At 71.5% G+C, this 23,133-nt stretch carries 22 protein-coding genes; 11 read left to right on the top strand and 11 right to left on the bottom strand.

Annotated elements, in window-relative coordinates; all coding sequences use genetic code 11:
* The first annotated feature begins 22 nt into the window (after positions 1-22).
* A complete protein-coding gene (dprA, locus tag AB0J53_RS35205) occupies positions 23-1,918 on the top strand; it encodes a DNA-processing protein DprA (protein WP_364180341.1) in 1,896 nt (631 codons plus the stop codon).
* Positions 1,919-1,933: 15 nt separating this feature from the next.
* On the opposite strand, the gene AB0J53_RS35200 is transcribed toward dprA, so the two are convergent.
* The gene (locus AB0J53_RS35200) at positions 1,934-2,437 is read right to left on the bottom strand and encodes a hypothetical protein (RefSeq protein WP_364180339.1); all 504 of its coding nucleotides are present in this window, start codon (positions 2,435-2,437) and stop codon (positions 1,934-1,936) included.
* A gap of 602 nt (positions 2,438-3,039) precedes the next feature.
* On the opposite strand from AB0J53_RS35200, the gene AB0J53_RS35195 reads away from it, so the two are divergent.
* Positions 3,040-4,005, top strand: coding sequence for a hypothetical protein (locus AB0J53_RS35195; RefSeq protein ID WP_364180337.1), 966 nt, complete (start codon positions 3,040-3,042; stop codon positions 4,003-4,005).
* A gap of 221 nt (positions 4,006-4,226) precedes the next feature.
* A complete protein-coding gene (locus tag AB0J53_RS35190) occupies positions 4,227-5,132 on the top strand; it encodes a tyrosine recombinase XerC (protein WP_364180335.1) in 906 nt (301 codons plus the stop codon).
* A 22-nt stretch (positions 5,133-5,154) separates the two neighbouring features.
* Here AB0J53_RS35190 and AB0J53_RS35185 read toward each other — a convergent pair whose 3' ends face one another.
* Positions 5,155-6,024 (bottom strand): M23 family metallopeptidase, encoded by an 870-nt coding sequence (locus AB0J53_RS35185; protein ID WP_364180333.1) that lies wholly within the window; start codon positions 6,022-6,024, stop codon positions 5,155-5,157.
* An 86-nt stretch (positions 6,025-6,110) separates the two neighbouring features.
* Positions 6,111-7,373 carry an MFS transporter gene (locus tag AB0J53_RS35180; RefSeq protein ID WP_364180331.1) on the bottom strand — a complete coding sequence of 421 codons (1,263 nt, stop codon included), beginning with the start codon at positions 7,371-7,373 and terminating at the stop codon, positions 6,111-6,113.
* Between the two features lie 111 nt (positions 7,374-7,484).
* On the opposite strand from AB0J53_RS35180, the gene AB0J53_RS35175 reads away from it, so the two are divergent.
* The 6 genes from AB0J53_RS35175 (at position 7,485) to AB0J53_RS35150 (ending at position 13,423) form a co-directional block, all read left to right on the top strand.
* Entirely contained in the window at positions 7,485-8,087 is a 603-nt protein-coding gene (locus AB0J53_RS35175) for a winged helix-turn-helix domain-containing protein (protein WP_219510003.1), read from the top strand.
* 238 nt (positions 8,088-8,325) lie between these two features.
* Entirely contained in the window at positions 8,326-9,276 is a 951-nt protein-coding gene (gene rpsB, locus AB0J53_RS35170) for a 30S ribosomal protein S2 (protein ID WP_364180329.1), read from the top strand.
* Between the two features lie 901 nt (positions 9,277-10,177).
* Positions 10,178-11,011, top strand: a complete 834-nt coding sequence (gene tsf / locus AB0J53_RS35165; protein ID WP_219510001.1) for a translation elongation factor Ts — start codon at positions 10,178-10,180, stop codon at positions 11,009-11,011.
* A gap of 231 nt (positions 11,012-11,242) precedes the next feature.
* Positions 11,243-11,941 carry a UMP kinase gene (pyrH, locus tag AB0J53_RS35160; protein ID WP_246646054.1) on the top strand — a complete coding sequence of 233 codons (699 nt, stop codon included), beginning with the start codon at positions 11,243-11,245 and terminating at the stop codon, positions 11,939-11,941.
* 43 nt (positions 11,942-11,984) lie between these two features.
* Positions 11,985-12,542, top strand: coding sequence for a ribosome recycling factor (frr, locus tag AB0J53_RS35155; protein ID WP_219509999.1), 558 nt, complete (start codon positions 11,985-11,987; stop codon positions 12,540-12,542).
* A 56-nt stretch (positions 12,543-12,598) separates the two neighbouring features.
* On the top strand, positions 12,599-13,423 hold the full coding sequence (locus AB0J53_RS35150) for a phosphatidate cytidylyltransferase (protein ID WP_308125995.1): 825 nt from the start codon (positions 12,599-12,601) through the stop codon (positions 13,421-13,423).
* 22 nt (positions 13,424-13,445) lie between these two features.
* Here the strand turns inward: AB0J53_RS35150 and AB0J53_RS35145 are convergent, their stop codons facing one another.
* Positions 13,446-14,372: a suppressor of fused domain protein gene (locus AB0J53_RS35145; protein WP_364180325.1), complete on the bottom strand. Its 927-nt coding sequence runs from the start codon at positions 14,370-14,372 to the stop codon at positions 13,446-13,448.
* 184 nt (positions 14,373-14,556) lie between these two features.
* Here AB0J53_RS35145 and rlmN point away from each other — a divergent pair, with 184 nt between their 5' ends.
* The gene (rlmN, locus tag AB0J53_RS35140; RefSeq protein WP_219509996.1) at positions 14,557-15,657 is read left to right on the top strand and encodes a 23S rRNA (adenine(2503)-C(2))-methyltransferase RlmN; all 1,101 of its coding nucleotides are present in this window, start codon (positions 14,557-14,559) and stop codon (positions 15,655-15,657) included.
* Between the two features lie 61 nt (positions 15,658-15,718).
* Here the strand turns inward: rlmN and AB0J53_RS35135 are convergent, their stop codons facing one another.
* Complete coding sequence (locus tag AB0J53_RS35135; RefSeq protein WP_364180322.1) at positions 15,719-16,390, bottom strand: hypothetical protein; 672 nt, start codon at positions 16,388-16,390, stop codon at positions 15,719-15,721.
* Complete coding sequence (locus AB0J53_RS35130) at positions 16,387-17,118, bottom strand: ATP-binding cassette domain-containing protein (protein ID WP_364180320.1); 732 nt, start codon at positions 17,116-17,118, stop codon at positions 16,387-16,389. Before AB0J53_RS35130 ends, AB0J53_RS35135 begins: the two co-directional genes overlap by 4 nt.
* 118 nt (positions 17,119-17,236) lie before the next feature.
* Here AB0J53_RS35130 and AB0J53_RS35125 point away from each other — a divergent pair, with 118 nt between their 5' ends.
* Entirely contained in the window at positions 17,237-17,758 is a 522-nt protein-coding gene (locus AB0J53_RS35125) for a DivIVA domain-containing protein (RefSeq protein ID WP_364180318.1), read from the top strand.
* 15 nt (positions 17,759-17,773) lie between these two features.
* On the opposite strand, the gene AB0J53_RS35120 is transcribed toward AB0J53_RS35125, so the two are convergent.
* The 5 genes from AB0J53_RS35120 to AB0J53_RS35100 form a co-directional block, all read right to left on the bottom strand.
* Complete coding sequence (locus AB0J53_RS35120) at positions 17,774-18,412, bottom strand: HAD-IA family hydrolase (protein ID WP_364180316.1); 639 nt, start codon at positions 18,410-18,412, stop codon at positions 17,774-17,776.
* 49 nt (positions 18,413-18,461) lie between these two features.
* Positions 18,462-19,475, bottom strand: a complete 1,014-nt coding sequence (locus AB0J53_RS35115) for an AI-2E family transporter (RefSeq protein ID WP_364180314.1) — start codon at positions 19,473-19,475, stop codon at positions 18,462-18,464.
* A gap of 67 nt (positions 19,476-19,542) precedes the next feature.
* Positions 19,543-21,399 carry a 3D-(3,5/4)-trihydroxycyclohexane-1,2-dione acylhydrolase (decyclizing) gene (gene iolD / locus AB0J53_RS35110; RefSeq protein ID WP_364180312.1) on the bottom strand — a complete coding sequence of 619 codons (1,857 nt, stop codon included), beginning with the start codon at positions 21,397-21,399 and terminating at the stop codon, positions 19,543-19,545.
* Complete coding sequence (gene iolB / locus AB0J53_RS35105; protein WP_219509988.1) at positions 21,396-22,235, bottom strand: 5-deoxy-glucuronate isomerase; 840 nt, start codon at positions 22,233-22,235, stop codon at positions 21,396-21,398. Before iolB ends, iolD begins: the two co-directional genes overlap by 4 nt.
* Complete coding sequence (locus AB0J53_RS35100) at positions 22,232-23,128, bottom strand: deoxyribose-phosphate aldolase (RefSeq protein ID WP_364180496.1); 897 nt, start codon at positions 23,126-23,128, stop codon at positions 22,232-22,234. The genes iolB and AB0J53_RS35100 overlap by 4 nt, the downstream gene beginning before the upstream one ends.
* Positions 23,129-23,133: the final 5 nt, after the last annotated feature.

Raw genomic sequence — 23,133 nt, 5'->3', positions numbered from 1 at the left:
CGTCTCCAGGAGAAGACCCACCGTGCACACCCCCGACCACGAGGCCCGTGCCGCCCTCATGCGCGCCGCCGACGCCGGCGACACCGCGATGGGCCGCCTGGTCTCCCACTACGGCGCCGTCCGGACCGCCGAAGCCGTACGCGCCCAGCGCCTCCCCGACCCTGGCGACCCCCTCCCGGCCGAAGGGGACCACCCCCGAGACCACTCCGGAGACCGCCCCCGAGACCACCCCCGAGACCACCTCGGAGACCGCCCGGGAGACCACCCGGGAGACCACCCCGGAGACCTGAGCCACCGCCTTGCCACCTGGCACACCCGCCTGGCCACCTGGCACGCCCGCTTGACCGCCGCCGACCCCGCGGCGGACCTCGCCGCCGGCCACCAGGCCGGAGCCAGGCTCGTCATCCCGGGCGACCCGGAGTGGCCCACCCAGCTCGACCAGCTCGGCCCCGGCCGCCCGCTCGGCCTGTGGCTCCACGGCAACGCCGACCTCCGCTTCTCTTGCCTCAGATCAGCGGCCGTCGTCGGCGCCCGGGCCGCCACCCCCTACGGCGCCCACGTCGCCGCCCAGTTCGGCATCGGCCTGAGCGAGTCAGGCTGGACCGTCATCTCGGGCGGCGCGATTGGCATCGACGCCGCCGCCCACCGAGGCGCCCTCGCCGCCGACTCCCCGACGGTCGTCGTCCTGGCCTGCGGCGTGGACATCCCCTACCCGGCCGAACACCGGCCCCTCTTCGCCGCCGCCCGAGACCAGGGCGTCCTGGTCAGCGAGTGCCCGCCGGGCGTCCACCCCACCCGAGCCCGCTTCCTCATCCGAAACCGCCTGATCGCGGCACTCTCCCGGGGTACGGCCGTCATCGAAGCCGCCCTGCGCAGCGGCGCGCTCAACACCGCGACCCACGCCCTCACCCTCGACCGCCACCTGGCCGTCGTCCCCGGCCCCATCACCTCGGCCCAGTCCGCAGGCTGCCACCGCCTCCTCAGAGAGCAGAAGGCCGTCTGCGTGACCTCCCCCGAAGAGCTCATCGAACTCGTCGGCACGATCGGCGACGACCTCGCTCCGCCCCAGCGCGCTCCGGCCCTACCCAGAGACGCCCTGTCACCCCAGACCCGCGCCGTCCTGGACGCCATCCCTTCCCGAGGCGGCGCCGGCCCGGCGACCATCGCCGTGGCCGCGGGCGTCCCCCTCAACACCGCCCTGAGCGCCCTGGGCTCCCTAGCGGCCGCCGGCTACGTCGAACGCGTCCCAAAGGGCTGGCGCATCCGCAAACCCCCCTCGCCCGTCTACCCCAAAGCCACCCCCACCGCTGTAGACCAGCCCACGCCCCCTCCGGAACAGCACGCCGTCCCTTCCGAGCACCACGCTTCCGAGCACCACGCTTCGGGGCAGCGCGCTGTCTCGCCGAGGCCGCCCGGGGCGCCTCAAGAGCAGGGCGCCGTCTCCACAGGGCCGTCTGGCGTCCCTTCCGGACAGCCCGCTGTCTCACCGGAATCGCCCAGGGTGCCTCCCGAGCAGCGCGCCGCCCCACCCAGCGTCCCGTCGGAACGAGACGCTGCGCCATCGGAGCCGCCCGCGGGAACAGCGCAACCACCCGCTCATCCGCCCGGAATGCCCGGATCGCCCGTCCCTTCGGACCGCCCACTGCCCGACGCCTCCGCCACACCCGAGCGAACCTCCCCTCCTCGCCCGGCTTCCCCCGAGGGACGGCCCACTCTCATCCCCTCACCCCGCACCGGCTCTCCGGCGCTAACGCCCCCGCCCAACGCCAGCTCACAAGAGGACGAGACGCCGCTCCCCTCACCGACGCCCGCGTCGCAGCCCTGTCACCCGGAGAATCAGATGATCCCGTCACCCCGCCCGGAGCCGCCATGCTCGACGTTCGCCGTACGTCGAGCGCGTCGCTTCCCATACCCCTGAGCAGGGATAGCTCCGTCAATCGGCGCGTATCGACCTCCGGTGCCGCCGGCTCGTGCTCTTGACGACCCGGGCCGCGGAGTCGCCGGATGGCCAGATCTGCAGGAAGTAGCGATCGGGCGCCTGCTCCTCGTAATAATCGCAGTGGCTCTCGTCCAAACCGTGAACGTGATACCGCAATCGGTACTGACCAGGACCGGAGGGAAGGGGCGGGAGCGCGTAAATCTCCTCGTCTCCCCACTCATGAAGCGAAACGCTCCCCGTCGCCGAGGAGAACCCAATCTCCACGATGTCCTCGTACGCGTCCAAGTCCGGATCAGGCTCGAACGGCGTCACTTGAACGTCGAACCGCACCTTGCCGTAGTGTGTGCCGATGGTCAGCAGAGCGGCGCCTTCCATCACGCTGATGACCCCGAGAGGTTGCCCTTCATCGTCCTGACCTAAGCGCTCGGGAATGTCCGTCTCGTCATAGTCGTCGAGCAGGTACGCCTGGCCGTAATCGACACCGAGGGCGATGGTCATGGTGTGAGCGCTGGGCTGGGGTTCCGTCATGAGCCGTGATCGTAAAGCTCAACGCAGACATTCTGACTGGCGCTGGGACCGGCCATTTCGACACGGCAACTGAATGTCCCCGCCCTGTCGCCCGCTCGGAATCCGCCGCCCTTTGTACGGGCGGCCTTCTGTACGGGCCGCCCTCTGTACAGGCTGCCTCCTGCACAGGTCGTTTTGGTGCGGCGCGATTTTGTGCGGGGCGCCATCCGTGCGGGCCGCTACCGTGCGGCGCGATTTCGTGGGGGGCGCCATCCGTGCGGGCCGCTACCGTGCGGCGCGATTTCGTGGGGGGCACCATCCATGCGGGCCGCTTCCTGGTGGGGGTTCTCCATGGGGACCGGGTTCCACTCGGATCGGCTTTCGTGTGGACCAGCTCCCGTGTGGACCGGCTTCCGGGTGGACCGGTTTCGCGCGGGTGTTGCCTAATGTCGGCTTCAGGTATGGGCGGCCCTCAGCAGGGAGGGAGTCGGTGGTAGGGCTGGCCTCCTTGCAGGCCGGGGGTGTGCGGGAATGTGTCCGCATTCGGCGAGGGGGACTCTGGGCGTAGCTCCGGTTGTCCTCCAGGAGGTGCCGTGTCCGCTGTTCTTGGTGCGCTGCTTCGCCGGGTGGCGCGGTGGCATCGGCCGTTGATGTTGATGGTCGCCTCGATGCTGTTGCTGCTGGTCGTCGCGGCGGTTGGGCTCGTGGTCGATGACCGGGTGCTTCTGGGGGCTCCCGTGTGGCTCAAGCCGTTCAAGTTCGCGGTGTCGATGGCCGTTTACGGGACCACGCTGGCCTGGATGCTGTCTCTGCCTCATCGGGGCAGCAAATGGACCTCTGGGCTGGCCACGGTTTTCGCCGTCACCGGGTTCGTCGACACTGCCATCGTCGCGATCCAGGCTGCTCGGGGCACCTTCAGCCATTTCAACAAGTCCACCGAATCGGCCGAGAGAGTCATGCAGGTCATCTTCGGCAACGGAGTGCTTCTGATCATGCTGGCCAACATCGCGCTGGCGGTCATTCTGGCCGTACAGCGCGTCCATGCCGATCGTGCGATGAGCCGGGCGATTCACGCGGGGCTCACCCTGGCCGTCGTCGGCATGGCCCTGGGCTTCCTCATCCCCATGCAGGGCAAGGCGGAGATCGCGCTGACCACCGGGGGTGAGCGGGTGTTGCTGAGCAGCGGGCACAGCGTGGGCGTGCCCGACGGCGGCCCCGGCCTTCCTTTGACGGAGTGGAGCACCACGGGTGGTGACCTGCGGATTCCTCATTTTGTCGGATTGCATGGGCTTCAGGTCATGTTGATCGGCGCTCTGCTGCTGGCTGCTCTGGCGGCTCGCTACCCGCTCTTACGTGACGACCGGACTCGTGCTCGGCTGATCGGTGTGGCCGCCGTCGGCTACACCGGCCTGATTGCTTTGCTCACCTGGCAGGCACTGCGTGCTCAGCCCTTGATCCGGCCTGACGTCCTGACGTTGGCTGCCGGCGCTCTTCTGGCGGCGCTCACTGCTGTTGCGGCTGCTGCGGTGCTGGTAGCGGCTGGGCCAAGGAAACCGTAAACCGTGCTCGCTTTGGCCAGTGGGCTCGCGAGGCGCCCTTGCTGGCCGCAGCCGAACTGGAGATGCAGGTAGTGGGGCGGACGCCCCGGTGTAGCGGCTCCGGGTGGGAGAAGGGGGGAGCTTGGCTTCGGGGTAGGCGGGTGGAGGTGCGGTGAAGGTAGGGGGTGCGGGGGCAGACTGGGAGTGGTGTTCAGGCGTGCAGTTCGTTAGTGGTTGAGCAAATGGAGGCGGTTGTGGGGGATGGGCCTGCGGTTGGGGACGTTGTTGCGGAATTTGAGGCCTATTTGCGGTTTGAAAGGGATTTGTCGCCTCATACCGTGAGGGCCTATCTGGGAGATGTGGCCGAGCTGCTGGCTTATGTGGGCGGGACGGTGGAGGCGCTGGATGTGGTGGCGCTGCGGGGGTGGTTGGCGGCGCAGCATGACGCGGGGAAGGCGCGGGCGACGCTGGCTCGGCGGTCGGCCTGTGTGCGGACGTTCACCGCCTTCTGCCATCGCAAGGGGTGGCTCGGCAGCGATCCCGGGTTGCTGTTGGGGACGGCCAAGGCGCCGCGGCAGTTGCCCGCCGTGCTCGATCAGGAGCAGGCGCGTCGGGTGTTGGACGTGCCGGTGGAGGGGGAGCCCAAGGATCTGCGCGACCAGGCCCTGCTGGAGCTGCTGTACGCCACCGGGATTCGCGTGTCCGAGTTGTGCGGGCTGGATGTGGATGACGTGGATCGGGAGCGGCGGGTCGTACGGGTGCTGGGGAAGGGACGTAAGGAGCGGTCGGTGCCGGTCGGGGGGCCGGCGATGCGGGCGTTGGACGGGTGGTGCGTGTACGGGCGGCCGTTGTGGGTGCGGCCGGGGTCCGGGGCGGCGTTGTTCCTGGGGGTGCGGGGCGGGCGCATCGATGCCGGGACCGTCCGGCGGGTGGTGCATGCGCGGGTGCGGCAGGTGGAAGGGGCGCCCGACATGGGGCCTCATGGGTTGAGGCACAGCGCGGCTACCCATCTCCTGGAGGGTGGGGCGGATCTGCGCAGCGTGCAGGAGTTGCTGGGGCATGCCTCGCTCAGCAGTACGCAGGTGTACACGCATGTGTCGATCGAACGGCTGCGTAGCGCCTATCGGCAGGCGCATCCGAGGGCGTGACCGCGGGACCTCCTGCGGGTGCTCAGCGGGGTGGGCGGCGGCGGGGGCGGCGAGGCTTGCGGTGCTGGCCGGTGAGAGTGGGCGGGGGATCGGCGGTGGGCGTTCTTCTCTTGGAGTGTCTGCCTTCTGGTGGGCGGGGGCGGTGGCGGCGGATCAGGAGGAAGAGGAGAAGGGCGGTGCCGATGAGGGCTGCCAGGGCGATGGGCGGGGGTGCCGGGGTTGAGGCTGAGCGGGGGATGAACGGCGGGGCGGGGGGTTGTTCCGGTCCTGGGGCTGGTCCTGGTCCTGGTCCTGAGGCGGGGGCTGGGGTCGGTGTTCGGGGTTGTTCGGCCTTGAGGCTGAGGGTTGATGCCTGGCTCCGGGTTGGAGGCAGGGATTGCCAGAAAGGAAGGAGGCGGACGGGGGCTCGGGCCAGGAGCAGGAGCGGGTCGAGGTAGGTGGTGTCGCGTTTGAGGCCCCAGTGGAGGCAGGACTCGGGGCAGTGCGGCGGTGGTGAAGGGGCGATGGCGCCCAGGCGGTCTCCGAGCGCTACGGGGTCGCCTCGGCGTACGGCGGGGATGACCGGGAGGTAGGTCGTGCGGAGGCCGTCCGCGTGGTTGACCGTGACCACGCCGCGGCCTGCCACGGGGCCGGCGAAGCCGACCGTGCCCGGGCCTGCGGCGAGGACGGGGGTGGCTGCTGGAGCGGCCAGGTCCACGCCGCGGTGGCCCGCCAGCCAGGGGGCCGGGGGTGGGGCGAAACGGCTCAGGATGCGGGGTGCGCCGTCGAGGGGCCAGCGCCAGGGTGGGCGGTCCGCGGTGGCCGGGGTCGTGGGGACGAGGACGGCGCAGGTCAGGGCGAGGATGATCGCCAGGAGTCTAAGCGCGGTGCGGGGTGAGGGGCGGCGGGGCATGGGGGGAGTCTGCGGCGGGGGCAGGGGGGCGCGGGGGGCCGAGCGGGGTTCTGTGGATAAGGGGTTCTGCGGATAAGGGGAAGGGCTCAGCGGGAGCGGAGCGGGGAGGCCCAGATCCAGGCGGTGCTGAGGGCGATGCCCGCCGCGCAGATGAAGATCACGGGGCGTAGGCCGAGGACCTCGGCGAGGAGGCCGCCTGCGAGGCCGCCGAGGGCCATGACGCCCTGGACGGCGAAGGTCATGGTGGCGTTGACGCGGGCGCGGAGCTCGGTGGGGGAGTCGCGCAGCGTGATGGCGCCCATGCAGGTGGCGAAGGCGACGACGATGCCGCCGGTGAGGACGCCCGTGGTGGCGAGGACGACGAGCTTCCACCAGAGGGCGCCGTCGAGGAGGCCCACCGCGAGGATCTCCAGAGGGAAGAACAGCACCGATCCGAGGAGGATCCGGTTCTCGCCGAAGCGCTTGGCCAGGCGGGTGGTGACCCAGGCGCCCAGCAGGCCGCCGGCGCCGCTGAGGGCGATGAGGACGCCGATCAGGCCCTGGGGGATGCCCAGGGTGTTCACCATGTAGAGGATGTGGACGGCCGTGTAGGCCATGGCGAAGAAGTTGATCGTGACGCCGGCGCCGAGCAGGGCGCGCAGGGTCGGGATGGTGATGCTCGTGCGCAGGCCCTCGACGATGTCGCGCCACATGCCGCGGGTGGGGGCGGGTTCGGCGTGTTCGGGGGTGCGGATCGAACGCAGGAGCAGCGCCGAGCCCAGGAAGGAGAGCGATTCGGCGAGCACGGCCAGCGGTGCGGTGAGGATCTGCACCAGCAGGCCGGCTAGGCCGGGGCCCGCCACGGACGCCATCGAGTAGGAGGCGTGGAAGCCGGCCAGGGCGCTGGTCCGCTGGTTCTCGGGGACGATCGCGGCCAGGTGGGGGAAGTTCGCCGCGCGGAAGGCGACGCCGGCGGTGCCGATCACGAGGGCGACGACGATCAGCCACGGGACCGTGAGCACGCCCAGCAGCCAGGCCACGGGGACGGTCACGGCGGCCACGGCCGACACGAGCTCGCAGGCGATCATCAGGGGGCGGTGGCGGCTGAGGCGGTCCGCGACGGCTCCGGCCTGGAGGCCGAACAGCAGGGCGGGCAGCGAGGCGGCGGCGGTCAGGATGCCCATCTCGGCGGGACCGGCGGCCAGGAGGGTGACCGCCGTCAGGGGGATCGCCAGCTTGGAGACCTCGGAGCCGGTGATGGAGATCGTACGGGCCGACCAGAGCAGCCGGTAGTCGCGCTGCTTGCGAAGAGGAAGGTCGGACAGCGGAGGGTCTGGCAGTGGGGAATCGGTGTGGGGTGCGCCGGTCATGGGGGACTCCAAGAGGATGCAGATTTGTGAAGGGAACCCTTCACAAATCTGAAAGTAGTCCTTCAGAGTTGTGAAGGCAACCTTTCACGAATGTCCCGGTACCGTTGGCGCATGGAGCTGGACGATCCGAAGGCGATGCGGGCACTGGCCCATCCAGCCAGGCTGGCCATACTGAACCGGCTCGGCGCCGGAAGGAGCGCGACCGCCACCGAGGTCGCCGAGGACGCCGGGATCACCCCCAGCGCGGCCAGCTACCACCTGCGGATGCTCGCCAAGTACGGCTTCGTGGAGGACGCCCCGCCGCGCGGCGACGGACGCGAACGGCTGTGGAAGGCCGTCGACAGGTCCCTCGCGATCGGCATCCTGCCCGGCGACCGGCCCGAGGTGCGGGAGGCCAAGGACCTGCTCATCCGGGCGGTGCGCAAGGACGCCGAGAAGGAGCTGGAACGGGCCCTGTCCAACCTGCCGCAGGAGCCCGAGGAATGGCGGGACGCGAGCCGCTTCAGCCGGATCACGCTGCGCCTCGACGCGCAGGAGATGGGACGCCTGTATGCCGACATCGAGAAGCTGCTCGCCCCGTACATCGCCCGTCACCGCAGCCCGGAGGACGCGCCACCCGGGGCGCGGGTGGCGGAGGCGCAGGTGAGCCTGTTCCCGCAAGCCGACCGGCCGGTGCCCGGGCTGCCCAGCGAGGACCACGACGCCGGTGGCTGAGCCGTGCGCGCCGCCGGTTGACCTCGACGGTCAGGCGGGGGTGGCATGGGAGGTAGACTTTTCGATGGCCTGTGACCACAGGCCGACTTCGCATGCCTCACGAAGGACCGCACCATCGGTCCGGGCCTCGGCCCGGCTGGAGCGGTTCCGGGGCATCAGGGCGGTAGCTCGCCGGCTGCCGCGGCACAACCGAGAATCGCGCCCACTCGCGGGGCGCCCTGACTTGGAGGACCAGCACATGGCCCCCGTCGTCACCATGCGACAGCTGCTCGAGAGCGGCGTTCACTTCGGCCACCAGACCCGCCGCTGGAACCCGAAGATGAAGCGCTTCATCTTCACCGAGCGCAACGGCATCTACATCATCGACTTGCAGAAGTCGCTGTCGTACATCGACCGTGCGTACGACTTCGTCAAGGAGACCGTCGCCCACGGCGGCACGATCCTGTTCATCGGCACCAAGAAGCAGGCTCAGGAGGCCATCTCCGAGCAGGCCGCCCGGGTCGGCATGCCGTACGTGAACCAGCGCTGGCTGGGCGGCATGCTCACCAACTTCTCCACCGTGCACAAGAGGCTTCAGCGTCTGAAGGAGCTCGAGGAGCTCGACTTCGACAACGTCGCCGCGTCGGGGCTCACCAAGAAGGAGCTCCTCATGCGCCGCCGCGAGAAGGACAAGCTCGAGCGCACGCTCGGCGGCATCCGTGACATGGGCCGCGTGCCCAGCGCGGTGTGGATCGTGGACACCAAGAAGGAGCACATCGCGATCAGCGAGGCCAAGAAGCTTGGCATCCCGGTCGTCGCGATCCTCGACACCAACTGCGACCCCGACGAGGTCGACTACCCGATCCCGGGCAACGACGACGCCATCCGCGCCGTCGGGCTGCTCACGCGCGTCGTGGCCGACGGTGTCGCCGCCGGTCTGATGGCCCGCTCCGGCGCCGCCCGCGGCGACGAGAAGCCGGCCGCCGCCGAGCCGCTGGCCGAGTGGGAGCGCGAGCTCATCGAGCAGGGTGGTGGCGAGCAGGCCGCCGCGGCCGAGGCGCCCGCCGCTGAGGAGGCCGTCGCCGAGGCTCCGGCCGCTGAGGCCCCGGTCGCCGAGGCCGCTCCCGAGGCTGAGGCGGCTCCCGCCGAGGCTGAGGCCGCGGCCGAGGGTGAGACCGCCGAGACCGCCGAGACCGAGCAGCAGGCCTGACGCCTTCCCGCCCGGGCCTTCGGGTCCGGACCGGGCCAGGGGTTCCGGGGTCCGGCTGATCGAGAGGTCGGCCGGACGCCCACCGGGACGCCGGGGCATCGGACCGGCGGGTCAGGGGCTCGGGGTGGTGGTTCGCCACCGCCCTCGGGTCGACGGCTCGCCGCCGGGCCGGCTCGGCGGCCGCCGCGAGTGGCCGCCAACAGGTGGCACCCGGGGTGAGCCCGCCGCAGCCGACAGGCCGCCGTAAGGGGTGAGCCGCCGGACCGCCGGCCGGACCGGTGGGCCGCCGCAGGCTCCGGTAGGTGGACCGCTAGCTTGGAGCGGTGGCCCGACGCCGCAGGCGACGGGCTGGTGGACTTCCGCAGGCTCAGGCCGGTGGGGTCCGCAGGCCGCAGTCGGTGGGGTTCCGCAGGCTCCGGTCGGTGGATGCCACGGGCCGGGATCGGCGGGCCGCCGCAGGTGGCGGGACGCCTGACCGCACGTTCGGTCGGTGGGCCGCCGCAGGTGGGCGCAGGGCCGGGGTCGCAGGCGGCAGTACGGCGGGCCGCGGGGTTCGGGCGGGTGACCGCCAAAGCCCCGAGACCCAGGGTCCCGAGGCCCCACAAGGCCACGGTCCCAGGCTCCACGGTCCAAGGGCCACGGTCCAAGGGCCACGGCTCACGGGCGACGGCTCAGGGCGTACGGCTTGCGGGTCGGGCTCAGGGGCCGCGGATGAGACGGTGAAGCGGTTCGGGAGCCCCCGGGCGAGGGTCGAAGGGCACGGCCCGGGGCAGAGGGTATGGCTCCCGGGCCCATCGAGAGGCTTCTGTGCGGCACCCGGTGCCGTACCGACAAGCGGGTGGGCGGCCCCCACCCCTTCCACGACGAACAACCCACGACGACATCCCACGAGGAAAACGCAATGGCTTCCGTGAACATGGCCGACGTCAAGCGGCTTCGCGAGATCACCGCTGCAGGCATGATGGACTGCAAGAAGGCTCTTGAGGAGGCTGAGGGCGACTTCGACCGCGCCATCGAGCTGCTCCGTCTCAAGGGCGCCAAGGACGTGGGCAAGCGCGAGGCGCGCACCGCCTCCAACGGCCTGGTCGCGCTCCAGCAGGACGGCGACTCCGCCGCGGCGCTGCTCGAGCTCAACTGCGAGACCGACTTCGTGGCCAAGGGCGAGCGCTTCCAGGAGCTGGCCTCCCAGGTCGTCGCGCACGTGCTGGCCACCAAGCCGGCTGACGTGCCGTCGCTGCTGGAGTCGTCCTTCGACGGCAAGACGGTCAAGGAGCACCTGGACGTGGCCAACGCCGCGCTCGGTGAGAAGATCGAGATCCGCCGCTTCAAGGTGCTGGAGGGCGGCTACATCGGCGCCTACATGCACCGCACCGACCCGGCGCTGCCGCCGGCCGTCGGCGTGCTCGTGCAGCTCGACAAGGCCAACCCCGAGGTGGCCAAGGACGTCGCGCAGCACGCTGCCGCGATGGCCCCGCAGTACCTGAACGCGGACGCCGTGCCGGCCGAGGTCATCGAGAAGGAGCGCAAGCTCTTCGAGGAGATGACCCGCGAGGAGGGCAAGCCCGAGGCCGCGATCGGCAAGATCGTCGAGGGCCGGGTCAACGGCTGGTACAAGGACTTCACGCTGCTCCAGCAGGCGTTCGTGAAGGACAACAAGAAGAGCGTGGGCAAGTACGCCGAGGAGAACGGCGCGCAGGTTCTGGCTTTCGTCCGGTTCAAGGTCGGCCAGGCATAGGCTGGAGCGAAGTTCTCCGGCGTCGCACCGGCCAAGGCCGGTTCCGGTGCGACGTCACGCGACGTAACGCGTGGAATCCGGTCGGATCGGGGTTGAACGCCCCACCGGCCGGAGCAAGTCCAACAGAACCGCCAATAGAGGGAGGCCGCCGCCGTGCAGGACAGTCAGGAGCCCGCCACGTCGGCGGCTTCTTCGTCCCGGAACCAGAGTCCGCTGCGCTGGAAGCGGGTGATGTTGAAGCTGTCGGGTGAGGCGTTCGCCGGCGGCGAGCCGCTGGGCATCGACCCCGGCGTGGTCGAGCAGCTGGCCGATTCGATCGCCGAGGCCGTGCGCGAGGGCGTGCAGGTCGCGGTCGTGGTGGGCGGCGGCAACATGTTCCGCGGCGCGACCTTGTCGGAGGGGGGCATCGACCGGGCCCGCGCCGATTACATGGGCATGCTCGGCACGGTCATCAACTGCCTCGCGCTGCAGGACTTCCTTGAGCGGCGCGGCGTCGAGACGCGCGTGCAGACCGCCATCACCATGCAGCAGGTCGCCGAGCCGTTCCTGCCGCGCCGGGCGATCAGGCACCTGGAGAAGGGGCGCGTGGTCATCTTCGGCGCCGGGCTCGGCTCGCCGTACTTCTCCACCGACACCGCCGCGTCCCAGCGGGCCCTGGAGATCGGCGCGGAGGCGCTGCTCAAGGGCACCCAGGTGGACGGGATCTACGACTCCGATCCACGGAAGAATCCCGATGCGGTGAGGTTCGACCACCTGGACTACGGCGAGGTGCTGATTCGTGACCTGGCGGTCATGGACGCCACCGCGATCAGCCTGTGCAAGGACAACGACCTGCCGATCGTGGTCTTCGACCTGATGGGCGAGGGCAACATCCTGCGTGCGGTCCGCGGTGAGAAAATCGGCACGCTGGTGAGTCCCGCAGGCAAATGAGGGTGCGAGCCCGACACCGCCAGCTAGAAGACAGGGAGCCGCTGTGATCGACGAAACCCTCCTCGAAGCCGAGGAAAAGATGGACAAGGCCGTTTCGGTCGCGAAGGAAGACTTCGCGGGCATCCGTACGGGCCGTGTCACCCCCTCGATGTTCAACAAGATCAACGCTGAGTACTACGGTTCGCCGACCCCGATCCAGCAGTTGGCCTCGTTCCATGTGCCCGAGGCCCGCATGGTCATCATCCAGCCTTACGACAAGGGCTCGATGGCCGCGATCGAGAAGGCGATCCGCGACTCCGACCTCGGCGTCAACCCCGGCAACGACGGCCAGGTGATCCGCGTGTCGTTCCCCGAGCTGTCGGAGGAGCGCCGCAAGGAGTACATCAAGGTCGCCAGGAACAAGGGCGAGCACGCCAAGGTGTCGGTGCGCAACATCCGCCGCTCCGCCAAGGAGATCCTCGACAAGATGGTCAAGGACGGCGAGGCGGGCGAGGACGAGGTCAGGCGTGCCGAGAAGGAGCTTGACGACCTCACGCAGAAGCACGTCGCCAAGATCGACGAGCTGCTGAAGCACAAGGAAGCCGAGCTGCTCGAAGTCTGAGCGGTTCGCCGCGCGGCCCTCGCCTGATGGCGGGGGCCGTGGCTCATGGAGACTCTGTGGAAGAACGTACGGCCGGGACCAGCCGCACCGGCCGGAACCTGCCTGCCGCGATCGCGGTGGGCGTGGGGCTGGGCGCGCTGGTCATCGTCTCCCTCTACACCATCAAGGAGCTTTTCCTCGTGGTGGTCGCGGGGGCCGTGGGCGTCGGCGTGATGGAGCTGGTGCGGGCGTTCGCGACCCGCGGGATCCAGGTTCCGGCCGTGCCGGTGCTGGCGGGCGTGGTCGCCATGCAGGCGGGCGCCTACTGGGGCGGCGGCGTGTGGCTGCTGGGCACGTTCGTGGTGTTCGCGTTCGCGCTGCTGATCTGGCGGATGGTCAGCGCCGGCACCGAGGGGTACGTACGGGACGCGACGGCGTCGGTCTTCACTCTGTTCTATCCGCCGTTGCTGGCCGGGTTCGTGGCGTTGCTGCTGGCGCCGGACGACGGGGCGCACCGGGTGGTGGTGTTCATCGCGGTGACGGTGGCGAGCGATGTCGGCGGCTATGTGGCGGGGGTGCTGTTCGGCAGGCACCAGCTTTCGCCGATCAGCCCGAAGAAGACGTGGGAGGGGCTGGCCGGGTCGGCGGTGGCGTGCACGGCCGTGGGGGCCTGGCTGGTGACGTGGCTGCTGGACGGCGAGCCGTGGCAGGGCGCGGTGATCGGGGTGCTGGCGGCGCTGCTGGCGACCGTGGGCGACCTCATCGAGTCGATGATCAAGCGTGATCTCGGCATCAAGGACCTGGGCACGATCCTGCCGGGGCACGGCGGGCTGATGGACCGGCTGGACTCGCTGGTGGCCACGCTGGTGCCGGTGTGGCTGCTCCTGGCGCTGTTCGTCTGAGGGCCGGCTGCTCGTGTGAAACTCAGCTGAGGGCGTCGGCGGTGGCGGGCGTGAGCCAGAGCCAGCGGACGATCTCCCCGCCAAACGCAAATCCTGACATGTCGGGCATGTTGGGGGCGTCGGCCTTCATGGTCACCCCCGCGTACCGCGCGCCCATCGGGAACGTCGACGGATCGTGATACCACTTCGCGGTGTGCCCGTTGCCGAGCCAGGTGACCGAGTGCCACGGATACTGAGCCAGCCACACCAGCAGCAGCGCCGCGTCGCGCGGATCCTCGCGGGTGGCGACGGCCAGCTCGATCCTGGCGTACGCGCCGGGCGTGTCGAGCCACTGCTCGACCGTCGGCATCCGCTGGCAGCTCATCCCGACCGTCGACAGCACGGTGAACCCGCGCTCGCCGTGGGGCGGACGCTCGGTGATGCCGACCGTGGGCAGCCGGTCGCCGCTGGCGTCCCAGTAGCGGCCCGCCGGGCCGAGCACCCGGTCGAGGTGGCCCAGCACGAACTCCTGGAACGACGGCCACGACCCCTCCGCCTGCCGCCAGCGCCAGTAGGAGTGCGCGTTGGAGATGCGCGGGCGCAGCCCTTCCAGCGCCTCCGACAGCGCCCAGGCGAACGGCGACTCGCCCACCGCGTCACGCGCGTAGCCGGGCATGCCGCGGTGCATGTCGGCCCAGCCGGGGATGACGGCCAGCAGGTCGTCCTCCTCGTAGAGCGCCACCCCGTCGCCCTCCTCGAACCACAGCGGCGTGAGCTGCCCCAGCGGCCGGCGCCCGTCCGGGTGGAGGGTGTTGGGTCGGGGCATCAGCGGCGGCAGCCCGGCGTTGACGCGCGACAGGTCGATCACGGCGGGCGCGGGCCGATGGTTGGCCAGCCAGACCGCGCCCCGCACGGCGCCGTCGGGCGCGCACAGGTAAGCGACCGAGGAGTCCTCGTCCCGTTCGACCACGAGCGTCCGGCTACCGTAGGGATTGCCGGCCGTGAGGACGACCTCGGTATGCCCCTCGCCCGACGCAGACCGGAAAATCGCCATACGTGAGAACTGTAGATCCCCAGCCAGGCTCTCCGGAATGACACCGGCGAGGTAGGCGTTCACTACCCTGGTCGGAAACCGTACGAACAAAGGCAGGAACGTGTCCCAGCAGCCAGGCCAGCTCACCTTCGTCGCGCCGCGCCGGGCCAAGCCGGCCAGGCACCTGGCGGACCTGTCCATGGCCGAGCGCAGGGCGGCCGTCGCCGAGCTCGGCGAGAAGGCGTTCCGCGCCGACCAGCTCTCCCGCCACTACTTCGAGCGGCTGACCACCGACGTCGAGGCGATGACCGACCTGCCCGCCGCCGCCCGCGAGAAGCTGTCGGCGCTGCTGCCGCCGCTGCTCACCTCCGTCAGGGAGATGACCACCGACGGCGGCACCACGCGCAAGACGCTGTGGCGGCTGTTCGACGGCGCGCTGGTGGAGTCGGTGCTCATGCGCTATCCCGACCGCGCCACGATGTGCGTCTCGTCGCAGGCCGGCTGCGGCATGAACTGCCCGTTCTGCGCCACCGGCCAGGCGGGGCTGACCCGTAACATGTCCACCGCCGAGATCGTCGAGCAGGTCGTCTCCGGCGCCCGCGCGCTCGCGGCCGGCGAGGTGCCCGGCGGGCCCGGCCGGGTCAACAACGTGGTGTTCATGGGCATGGGCGAGCCGCTGGCCAACTACAAGCAGGTGATCGGGGCCGTGCGCCGCCTGGTGGAGCCCGCGCCGCACGGCCTGGGCATCTCGGCCCGGGGCGTCACCGTCTCCACGGTCGGCCTGGTGCCCGCCATCGGCAAGCTCGCCGACGAGGGCCTGCCGGTGACGCTCGCGCTGTCGCTGCACGCGCCCGACGACGAGCTGCGTGACACGCTGGTGCCGATCAACACCCGCTGGAAGGTGGCCGAGGTCCTCGACGCGGCCTGGGCCTACGCCGCCAGGACCAAGCGGCGGGTCTCCATCGAGTACGCGCTGATCAAGGACATCAACGACCAGGAGTGGCGGGCCGACCTGCTCGGCAAGCTGGTCAAGAACAAGCTGGTGCACGTCAACCTGATCCCGCTCAACCCGACGCCGGGCTCCAAGTGGACCGCCTCGCGGCCGGAGGACGAGCGGGCGTTCGTGCGGCGGCTGCAGTTCCACGGCGTGCCGGTGACGGTCCGCGACACGCGCGGGCGCGAGATCGACGGCGCCTGCGGCCAGCTCGCCGCCGCCGAATAGCACCGGCCCGCAAGCGAGCAAGCCCAGGCGAAAAGCACCGGCCCGCAAGCTACGCCCCGCCTCAGGGGCGGGTACGGCGTAGCCACGCGTACGCGGCCAGGCCGATCAGGCACCAGGCCAGCGAGGCGGCGGCCAGCGCGGGAAGCCGGTCGGCCAGCAGCCCGGAGTTCGCGGCGCGCATCCAGGCGGTGACCGGCACGCTGAGCCAGTGCAGCGGTGACGCGCTCACCATCAGCATCGCCAGGAAGCCGCCCACCAGCGCCATGATCGAGACGGCCGGTGACGGCAGGATCGCCCGGCTGGTGAGCGCGCCGAGCGCCAGGCCGGTGAGGATCGCCAGGGCGTGCAGGGCCAGGACGGCGGCCAGCTCGGCGCCCTGCGGCGTGGCGCTCACGCCGAGCAGCAGCCCCCACCCCAGGGCCAGCGCGTCGAAGGCGACGCAGGCGGCGAGGGCGGCCAGCAGCCCGGCGGCGAGCTCGCGCCGGCGCCCGCCCGCGAGGGTGGCCGACAGCTCGCGCTGGCGGTCCGGCTCGGTGTCGAGCAGGCTCCTGACGGCCCAGGCGAGGAACGGGATGATCAGGGCCGCCGAGTCGGTCAGCGCCGCCGCCTCCAGCCCCCGGGGCGCGCGGCTGCCGTGCAGGATGGCGAGCAGCGCCAGGATCGCCAGCAGCGCCTGGTAGACGCGGTGGGAGCGGACGTAGGCGGCGACGCGGAAGGTGGCCAGGGCGATCATCGGGTCTCCTCGCTCAGCTCGCGGGCCGCGTAGCCTTCGGCGCGCATGCGGCCGAGGAACGCGGCGACCTCCCCGGCCGGCACCGTGACCTCGACCGTGACGGGCCGCGTCTCCAGGACCGGCTCCGCCGGGGCAGCGGGTTCCGTGAGGAGGCCGCCGGTGAGCGACCAGTGGCGCAGCGACGGCAGGCCGCGCAGCCCGCCCTGGTGGTCGCTGGCCACGACGACGACGCCGCGCGCGGACAGGTCGGCGACGATCGGCGGGAGGGCGTCGCGGGTGTCGGCGTCCAGCCCGGCGAACGGCTCGTCGAGCAGCAGGAGCCCCGGCTCGCCCATCAGCGCCTGGGCCAGCCCCACCTTGTGCGCGCTGCCCTTGGACAGCTCGCCGAGCCGCACGTCCAGCAGGTGTTGCATGGTGAGGCGTTCGGCCCACGGCCGCCAGCGGGCGCCGCCGCGCACCCGGGCCATGTGGTCGAGGTAGCGGGCCACGGTGAACGGCTGCTCGGTGGGGAAGCGGTCGGGGGCCAGGCCGACGACCGCGGGCCGGTCCGCGATGGTCCCGGAGGTGGGGGTGAGCAGCCCGGCCAGCAGGCGCAGGAGCGTGGACTTGCCGGCGCCGTTGACGCCGGTCAGCTCGATCACGTCGCCGGGGGACGCCTGTGCGTTGACATCCCGGATGACGGATTGGTCACGTCTTCTGTAGCGGAAGGACACGTTGGTCAGGCGCATGGTGCTGTAACGGTATAGCCCGGCTCGCATTGTCGTGATAAATGAACTCCACAATGGGAGGCGACCCCGGCAGAACTCAGGAGGAGTGGGCTTGAACCGCTTTCCACGCGTCATGGGTATGCGTTCAGGCTATGACCCCGTCGAGGTCGACACGCTGATCGGGCGGATCGAGGCGACGCTGGGCAGGGGGCCGCGCGACCTGGAGCGCGTCACCGCCGACGAGGTGCGCACGGCGACGTTCCGGGCGCGGCGCGGCGGCTATCAGGAGACGGCGGTCGACTTCGCGCTGGAGGCGTTCGTGGTGGCGCTGGAGACGATGGCCAAGGCGCCGGTCCGGCTGGCGATGGCCGAGCCGACGGGGGAGATGCTGCGCGAGGAGTGGTTCGAGGGCCAGGCGGCGCGGGTGGAGCGGGTGGCGTTCCGGCCCGGCCGGATGGGCACCGGCTACAACGAGGACGAGGTCGACGCGTTCCTGGACCGGATCGTGGCCACGCTGCGGGGCACTACGGACTACCCGGTGTCGGCGGCCGAGGTCAGGGCGGCGAAGTTCGCCACTGTGATGTTCCGGGCGGGCTATCTGATCGCCGACGTGGACGAGTTCCTGGCGGGCATCGCGGACGTGCTGGAGCAGCGGTCCTGAGGACCCGAGGGCGGCTCAGATCGCCCGGACGAGCCCGCGCAGGTCGGGCTGCGTCTCCTGGGGGATCGCGGGGTCGGCGGGCCGCTCGCCCTGCCGGTTGATCCACACGCGGCGGATGCCGAGCTGGTGCGCCGGGACGAGGTCGTGCACGTAGCTCTGCGCCACGTGCACCCAGTGGGTGGGCCGGTGGGCGCGTTCGAAGGCGGTGAAGTGGGCGTGCGACGGCTTGTAGGCGCCCACCTGCTCGGAGGTCACCACGGCGTCGAAGGGCACCGGCAGCCGGCGCAGCGTCCCGGCGATGAGGTCGCGGTCGCAGTTGGTGAGCAGCGCCAGGTTCCAGCCGGCCTCGCGCACGGCCGACAGCTCGGTGCCGACCTCGGGGAAGACCGGCCAGTAGGGCAGGGTGTCGCCGAGCACGAAGGCGTCGTCGGGGCCGAGCGTCACCTTCTCCTGCGCGCAGGCCCGGCGCAGCGCCTCGGCCAGCACCTGCCGGTAGCGCATCGCGGGGTTCTCGGCCTGCACGTCGAGCTCGTGCCTGACGTACGCCTCCAGCAGGCGCTCGCCGTGACCGGGGGCGATCAGCTCGGCGCCGGAGCGGATGCCGTGCCGCCAGTCGACGAGCGTGCCGAAACAGTCGAACGTGACCCATCGCATAAGGCTCATCATGCGCCCTTGGCGATCTTTACGCGACCCGTCGCGCCGGTCAGGCGCGAGCCGGAGCCGGAGTGCCGGATCCTCTGAGGTGCCCGTGGCTCAGCAGGGCCACGATGACCGAGGTCACCGGGGCGGCCAGGAACGCGCCGGTGATGCCGGCGATCACGCTGCCGACCGTGATGGCCACGAGGATGACGGCGCCGGGCAGGTCGAGGGCCTTGCCGTAGATCTGCGGCGCCAGCACGTGGCCCTCGATCTGCTGCACGAGCACGGTCACCGCGACGACGATCAGCGCGACCAGCCAGCCCTTGGCCACGAACGCGACCACCGCCGCCAGCAGCCCGGCCATGAACGCCCCCACGACCGGCAGGAACGCGCCGACGAACGTGAGCACCGCCAGCGGCAGCGCGATCGGCACGCCGAGGATCCACAGCGCGAGCCCGATGAAGAACGCGTCGACGAGCCCGACGAGCGCCACCCCGCGGATGTAGCGGCCGATCACGGAGAACACCAGCTCCCCGGTCTCCATGAGCCGCTGCCGCGCGGAGGCGGGGAACAGCTCGACCAGCCAGTGCCACAGCCGGTCGCCGCCGTGCACGAAGTAGACCGCCAGGATGACGGCCAGCACGCCGCCCACCACGATCTCGCCGGCGGTCCGCACGCCGGCGATCGCGCCCGTGGTGATCTGGTGCTCCTGCTTGGCGAAGTAGTCGCGCGCCTGCTGGAGCAGCTGCTGGTCGTCGAGCCCCAGCCAGGCGGTGAACCGGTGCAGCTCCTCCAGCACCTTGCCGACGCTGGCGTGCATCTCGGCCACGCTGGCGATGGTGGGCGGCACGAGCAGCGCGCCCAGGCCGACCGCCAGCAGCAGGCCGCCGACGAAGACGACGGTGGTGGCGAGCGCCCGGTTGAGCCCGCGTCGCATCAGCCAGCGGGCGGGCGGGTAGAGCAGGGCGGTGATGAACAGGCCGATGATCACCGAGAGGACCACGGTGCTCACGATGGAGTAGCAGTAGAGCACCACCGCGATGATCGCGATCCAGCCCAGCGCCCGCCACGGCCTCATCCCCGCCCCCCCTTTTCGCTGCTCAGAGGCCTTCCCCCCGCGGCCCGGGGCAACCCCTCCGAGAGGGCTAAGCGGGCGGAGCCAGGTGCGGGCGTTGCTCCAGCTTGTCCTTCTCGTACGCGCCGCGCGCCTCGCCCGCCGCCCGGGTGGTGGACACCTCGGCGACCGGGACGTCCCACCACGCCTCGGACGACGGGGTGTCGACGTGCGGGTCGGTGACCACGTGGATCACCGTGGTCGTGGTGGCGGCGCGGGCCTCGTCCAGGGCCTTGCGCAGCTCGGCGAGCGTGCCGGCGCGCACGACGGTGGCGCCGAGGCTGGCCGCGTTGGCCGCCAGGTCCACCGGCAGCGGCCCGCCGTCGTAGCGTCCGCCGCCCCGGTAGGCGTAGGCGGTGCCGAGCCGTTCGGCGCCGACGCTCTCGGAGAGTCGGCCGATGGAGGCGAAGCCGGAGTTGTCCACCAGGACCACGGTCAGCTTGACCCCTTCGGCGACGGCTGTGACGAGCTCCTGCGCCATCATCAGGTAGGACCCGTCGCCCACCATGACGAACACCTCGCGTGACGGGTCGGCGAGCTTGACGCCGAGCCCGCCGGCGATCTCGTAACCCATGCACGAGTAGCCGTACTCGACGTGATAGCTGCCCGGCCCGCTGGGCCGCCAGAGCTTGTGCAGGTCGCCGGGCATGGACCCGGCGGCGCAGATCACCACGCCGTCGTCGCCGGCCGCGGCGTTGACCGCGCCGATCACCGCGGGCTGCGGCAGCGGCGAGCCGTCGAGCGCGTACGCCTCGTCGACCAGCGCGTCCCAGGCGCGCGACAGCTCGGCGGCGCGGGCGCGGTGGGCGGCGGGGGCGGCCCAGCCGTCGCAGGCGGCGGCCAGGTCGGCCAGGCCCTCGCGGGCGTCGGCGACGAGCTGGAGCCCGGACAGCTTGGCCGCGTCGAAGCCGGTCACGTTCAGGTTGACGAACCGGGCGTCCGGCGCGAACAGCGAGCGGGAGGCCGTGGTGAAGTCGCTGTAGCGGGTGCCGATCCCGATGATCACGTCGGCCTCGCGGGCCAGCGCGTTGGCGGCGGTGGTGCCGGTCGCGCCGACGGCGCCCATCGCCATCGGGTGCCCGTACGGCAGCGCGCCCTTGCCCGCCTGCGTCTCGGCGACGGGGACGCCGAAGGTCTCGGCGAAGGCGCGCAGCTCGGCGGACGCCTCGCTGTAGAGGACGCCGCCGCCCGCGACGATCAGCGGGCGCTCGGCCGACCTGATCACCTCGGCGGCGCGGGCCAGGGCGGCGCGTTCGGGCCGGGGCCTGGGGACGTGCCACACGCGCGGGGCGAACAGCTCGGCGGGCCAGTCGGCGGCCTCGGCCTGCACGTCCTGCGGCAGCGCCAGCGTCACCGCGCCGGTCTCGGCCGGGTCGGTGAGCACCCGCATGGCCGCCAGCAGCGACGACGGGAGCTGCTCGGGCCGGTTGATCCGGTCCCAGAACCGGGAGACCGGCTTGAACGCGTCGTTGACGGAGATGTCGTACGAGCGCGTGTCCTCCAGCTCCTGGAGCACCGGGCTGGCCACGCGGGTGGCGAAGATGTCGCCCGGCAGCAGGAGCACCGGCAGCCGGTTGATCGTCGCCCCGGCCGCGCCGGTGATCATGTTGGTCGCGCCGGGCCCGATGGAGCTCGTGCAGGCCAGCGTCGACAGCCGGTTGCTCGCGCGGGCGTAGGCGGCGGCGGTGTGCACCATCGCCTGCTCGTTGCGGCTGAGGTAGTAGGGCAGCTCCGCGCCTGGGGCGGCCAGCGCCTGGCCGAGCCCGGCGACGTTGCCGTGACCGAAGATGCCGAAGCAGCCGCCGAACAGCCGGTGCTCCACGCCGTCGCGCTCGGTGCGCTGGGCGGCGAGGAAGCGGACCACGGCCTGGGCCACGGTAAGCCTCATGAGGTCCTCCCGAAGGGCAGCCTGGGGTCGATCTCCTGGCCGGTCCAGGAGCCGCGGATCCAGGCGTGGCGGGGATCGTCGCAGAACGCCATCGACCGCTCGGCGGCGGGTCCGGCCAGCACGTTCAGGTAGTACAGGTCGTAGCCGGGCGCGGCCATCGACGGCCCGTGGTAGCCGTAGGGCACGAGCACCACGTCGCCGGAGCCGACCTCGGCCAGCGTGTCGACGTGGCCCCGTCCGGAGCCGTAGACGCGCTGGTAGCCGAGGCCCTGGTCGGCCACCTCGAAGTAGTAGATCTCCTCCAGCACGGCCTCGCCTGGGCCGGCGGTGTCGTGCTTGTGCGGCGGGTAGGACGACCAGTTGCCGCCCGGCGTGAGCACCTCGACGGCCACGAGCTTGTCGCACGCGAACGCCTCGGGTGAGGCGAAGTTGTTGACCTGGCGGCTGGCCTGCCCGGCGCCGCGCAGCTCGACGGAGACCGCCGACGCGGGCACGTACCGGGCCTCCAGGCGGCGGCCGGCCCGCGCGGACGGCAGCGCGATCCGGCCGGCGCCCTCCAGCACGACGTGCTCGCCGATCGGGACGTAGGCGAAGTCGGACGGCCCGTCGAACACCGACGGCCGCCCGGACAGCTCGAACGTGCCGGAGCCGTGCGTGACCGTGCACGAGCCCGACAGCGGCAGGACCAGCATCTCCTCGCCGCCGGTGTCGAAGGCGACCGGGGCGCCGTCCAGGTCGGCGATCCGCAGCCCGGAGTAGTCCCACCCGGCCAGGCCGGGGGTGATCTCGACGGCCCAGGGAGCCGCGGCGGCCTTGCCGTACGGAATGTAAGTCATGAACCAGCCTCTCGCACCAGGGCCGCGGCGCCGTCCACGGCGGTGGCGACGTCGTCGTCCGGAGGGTAGAGCAGAGCGCGCCCGACCACGAGCCCCCGCACGCCGGGCAGCAGGAGCGCGCGCCCCCAGTCGGCGTAGGCGGCGGCCACGTCGGGCGGGTCGCCGCCAAGCAGCAGCGCGGGCAGCGTGGTGGCGGCCATGACGCGCTCCATCTCGGCGACCGCGGGGATCTTCAGCCAGGTGTAGGCGGAGGTCACGCCGAGGGCCTGGGCGACGCTGATGGCCCGGATGACGGCGTCGGGCGACAGGTCGTTGCGCACGGCCCCGCTCTCCGAGCGCACCGACCAGAACGGCTCGACCATGGCCACGAGCCGGCGCCGGGCCAGGTCGGTGACGGCGCGGGCGCACGACTCCAGGGTGGCCACGCTGGCGTGGTCGCCGGGGTCGATGCGGCAGAGCATCTTGCCGCCGTCGAGGCGCATGTCGTCGATGGAGGCCGCGTCGAAGCCGGTGAAGCGGTCGTCCAGCTCGAACACCGAGCCCTGGAGCCCGCCCCGGTTCATGGAGCCGAAGGCCAGCTTGCCTTCGAGCGCGCCGAGCAGGAGCAGGTCCTCCAGCACATCGGGGGAGGCCAGGATGCCGTCGACGCCGGGCCTGGCCAGCGCCACCTGGAGCCGGTCGAGCAGGTCGACGCGGCTGGCCATGGCCAGCGGCCGGTCGCGCACGGCCAGCGCGCCGCGCGCCGGATGGTCGGCGGCGATGATGAGCAGGCGTTCGTCCTCGGCGGGCAGGCCGCGCCGCTGCCGGCGGGCCGCGGCGTGGGCGATCTCCTCGGGCCGGGTGGCGCGGATGTGGGTGAGCTGCTCGTAGCCGACGCTTCGGGGCAGCGTGATGTCGC

The sequence above is a fragment of the Nonomuraea sp. NPDC049725 genome, assembly GCF_040674795.1.
In the GTDB taxonomy this organism is placed as follows: domain Bacteria; phylum Actinomycetota; class Actinomycetes; order Streptosporangiales; family Streptosporangiaceae; genus Nonomuraea; species Nonomuraea ceibae.
Note: the sequence above shows the minus strand (reverse complement) of the source record. Positions and strands in the feature narration are given on the sequence as shown.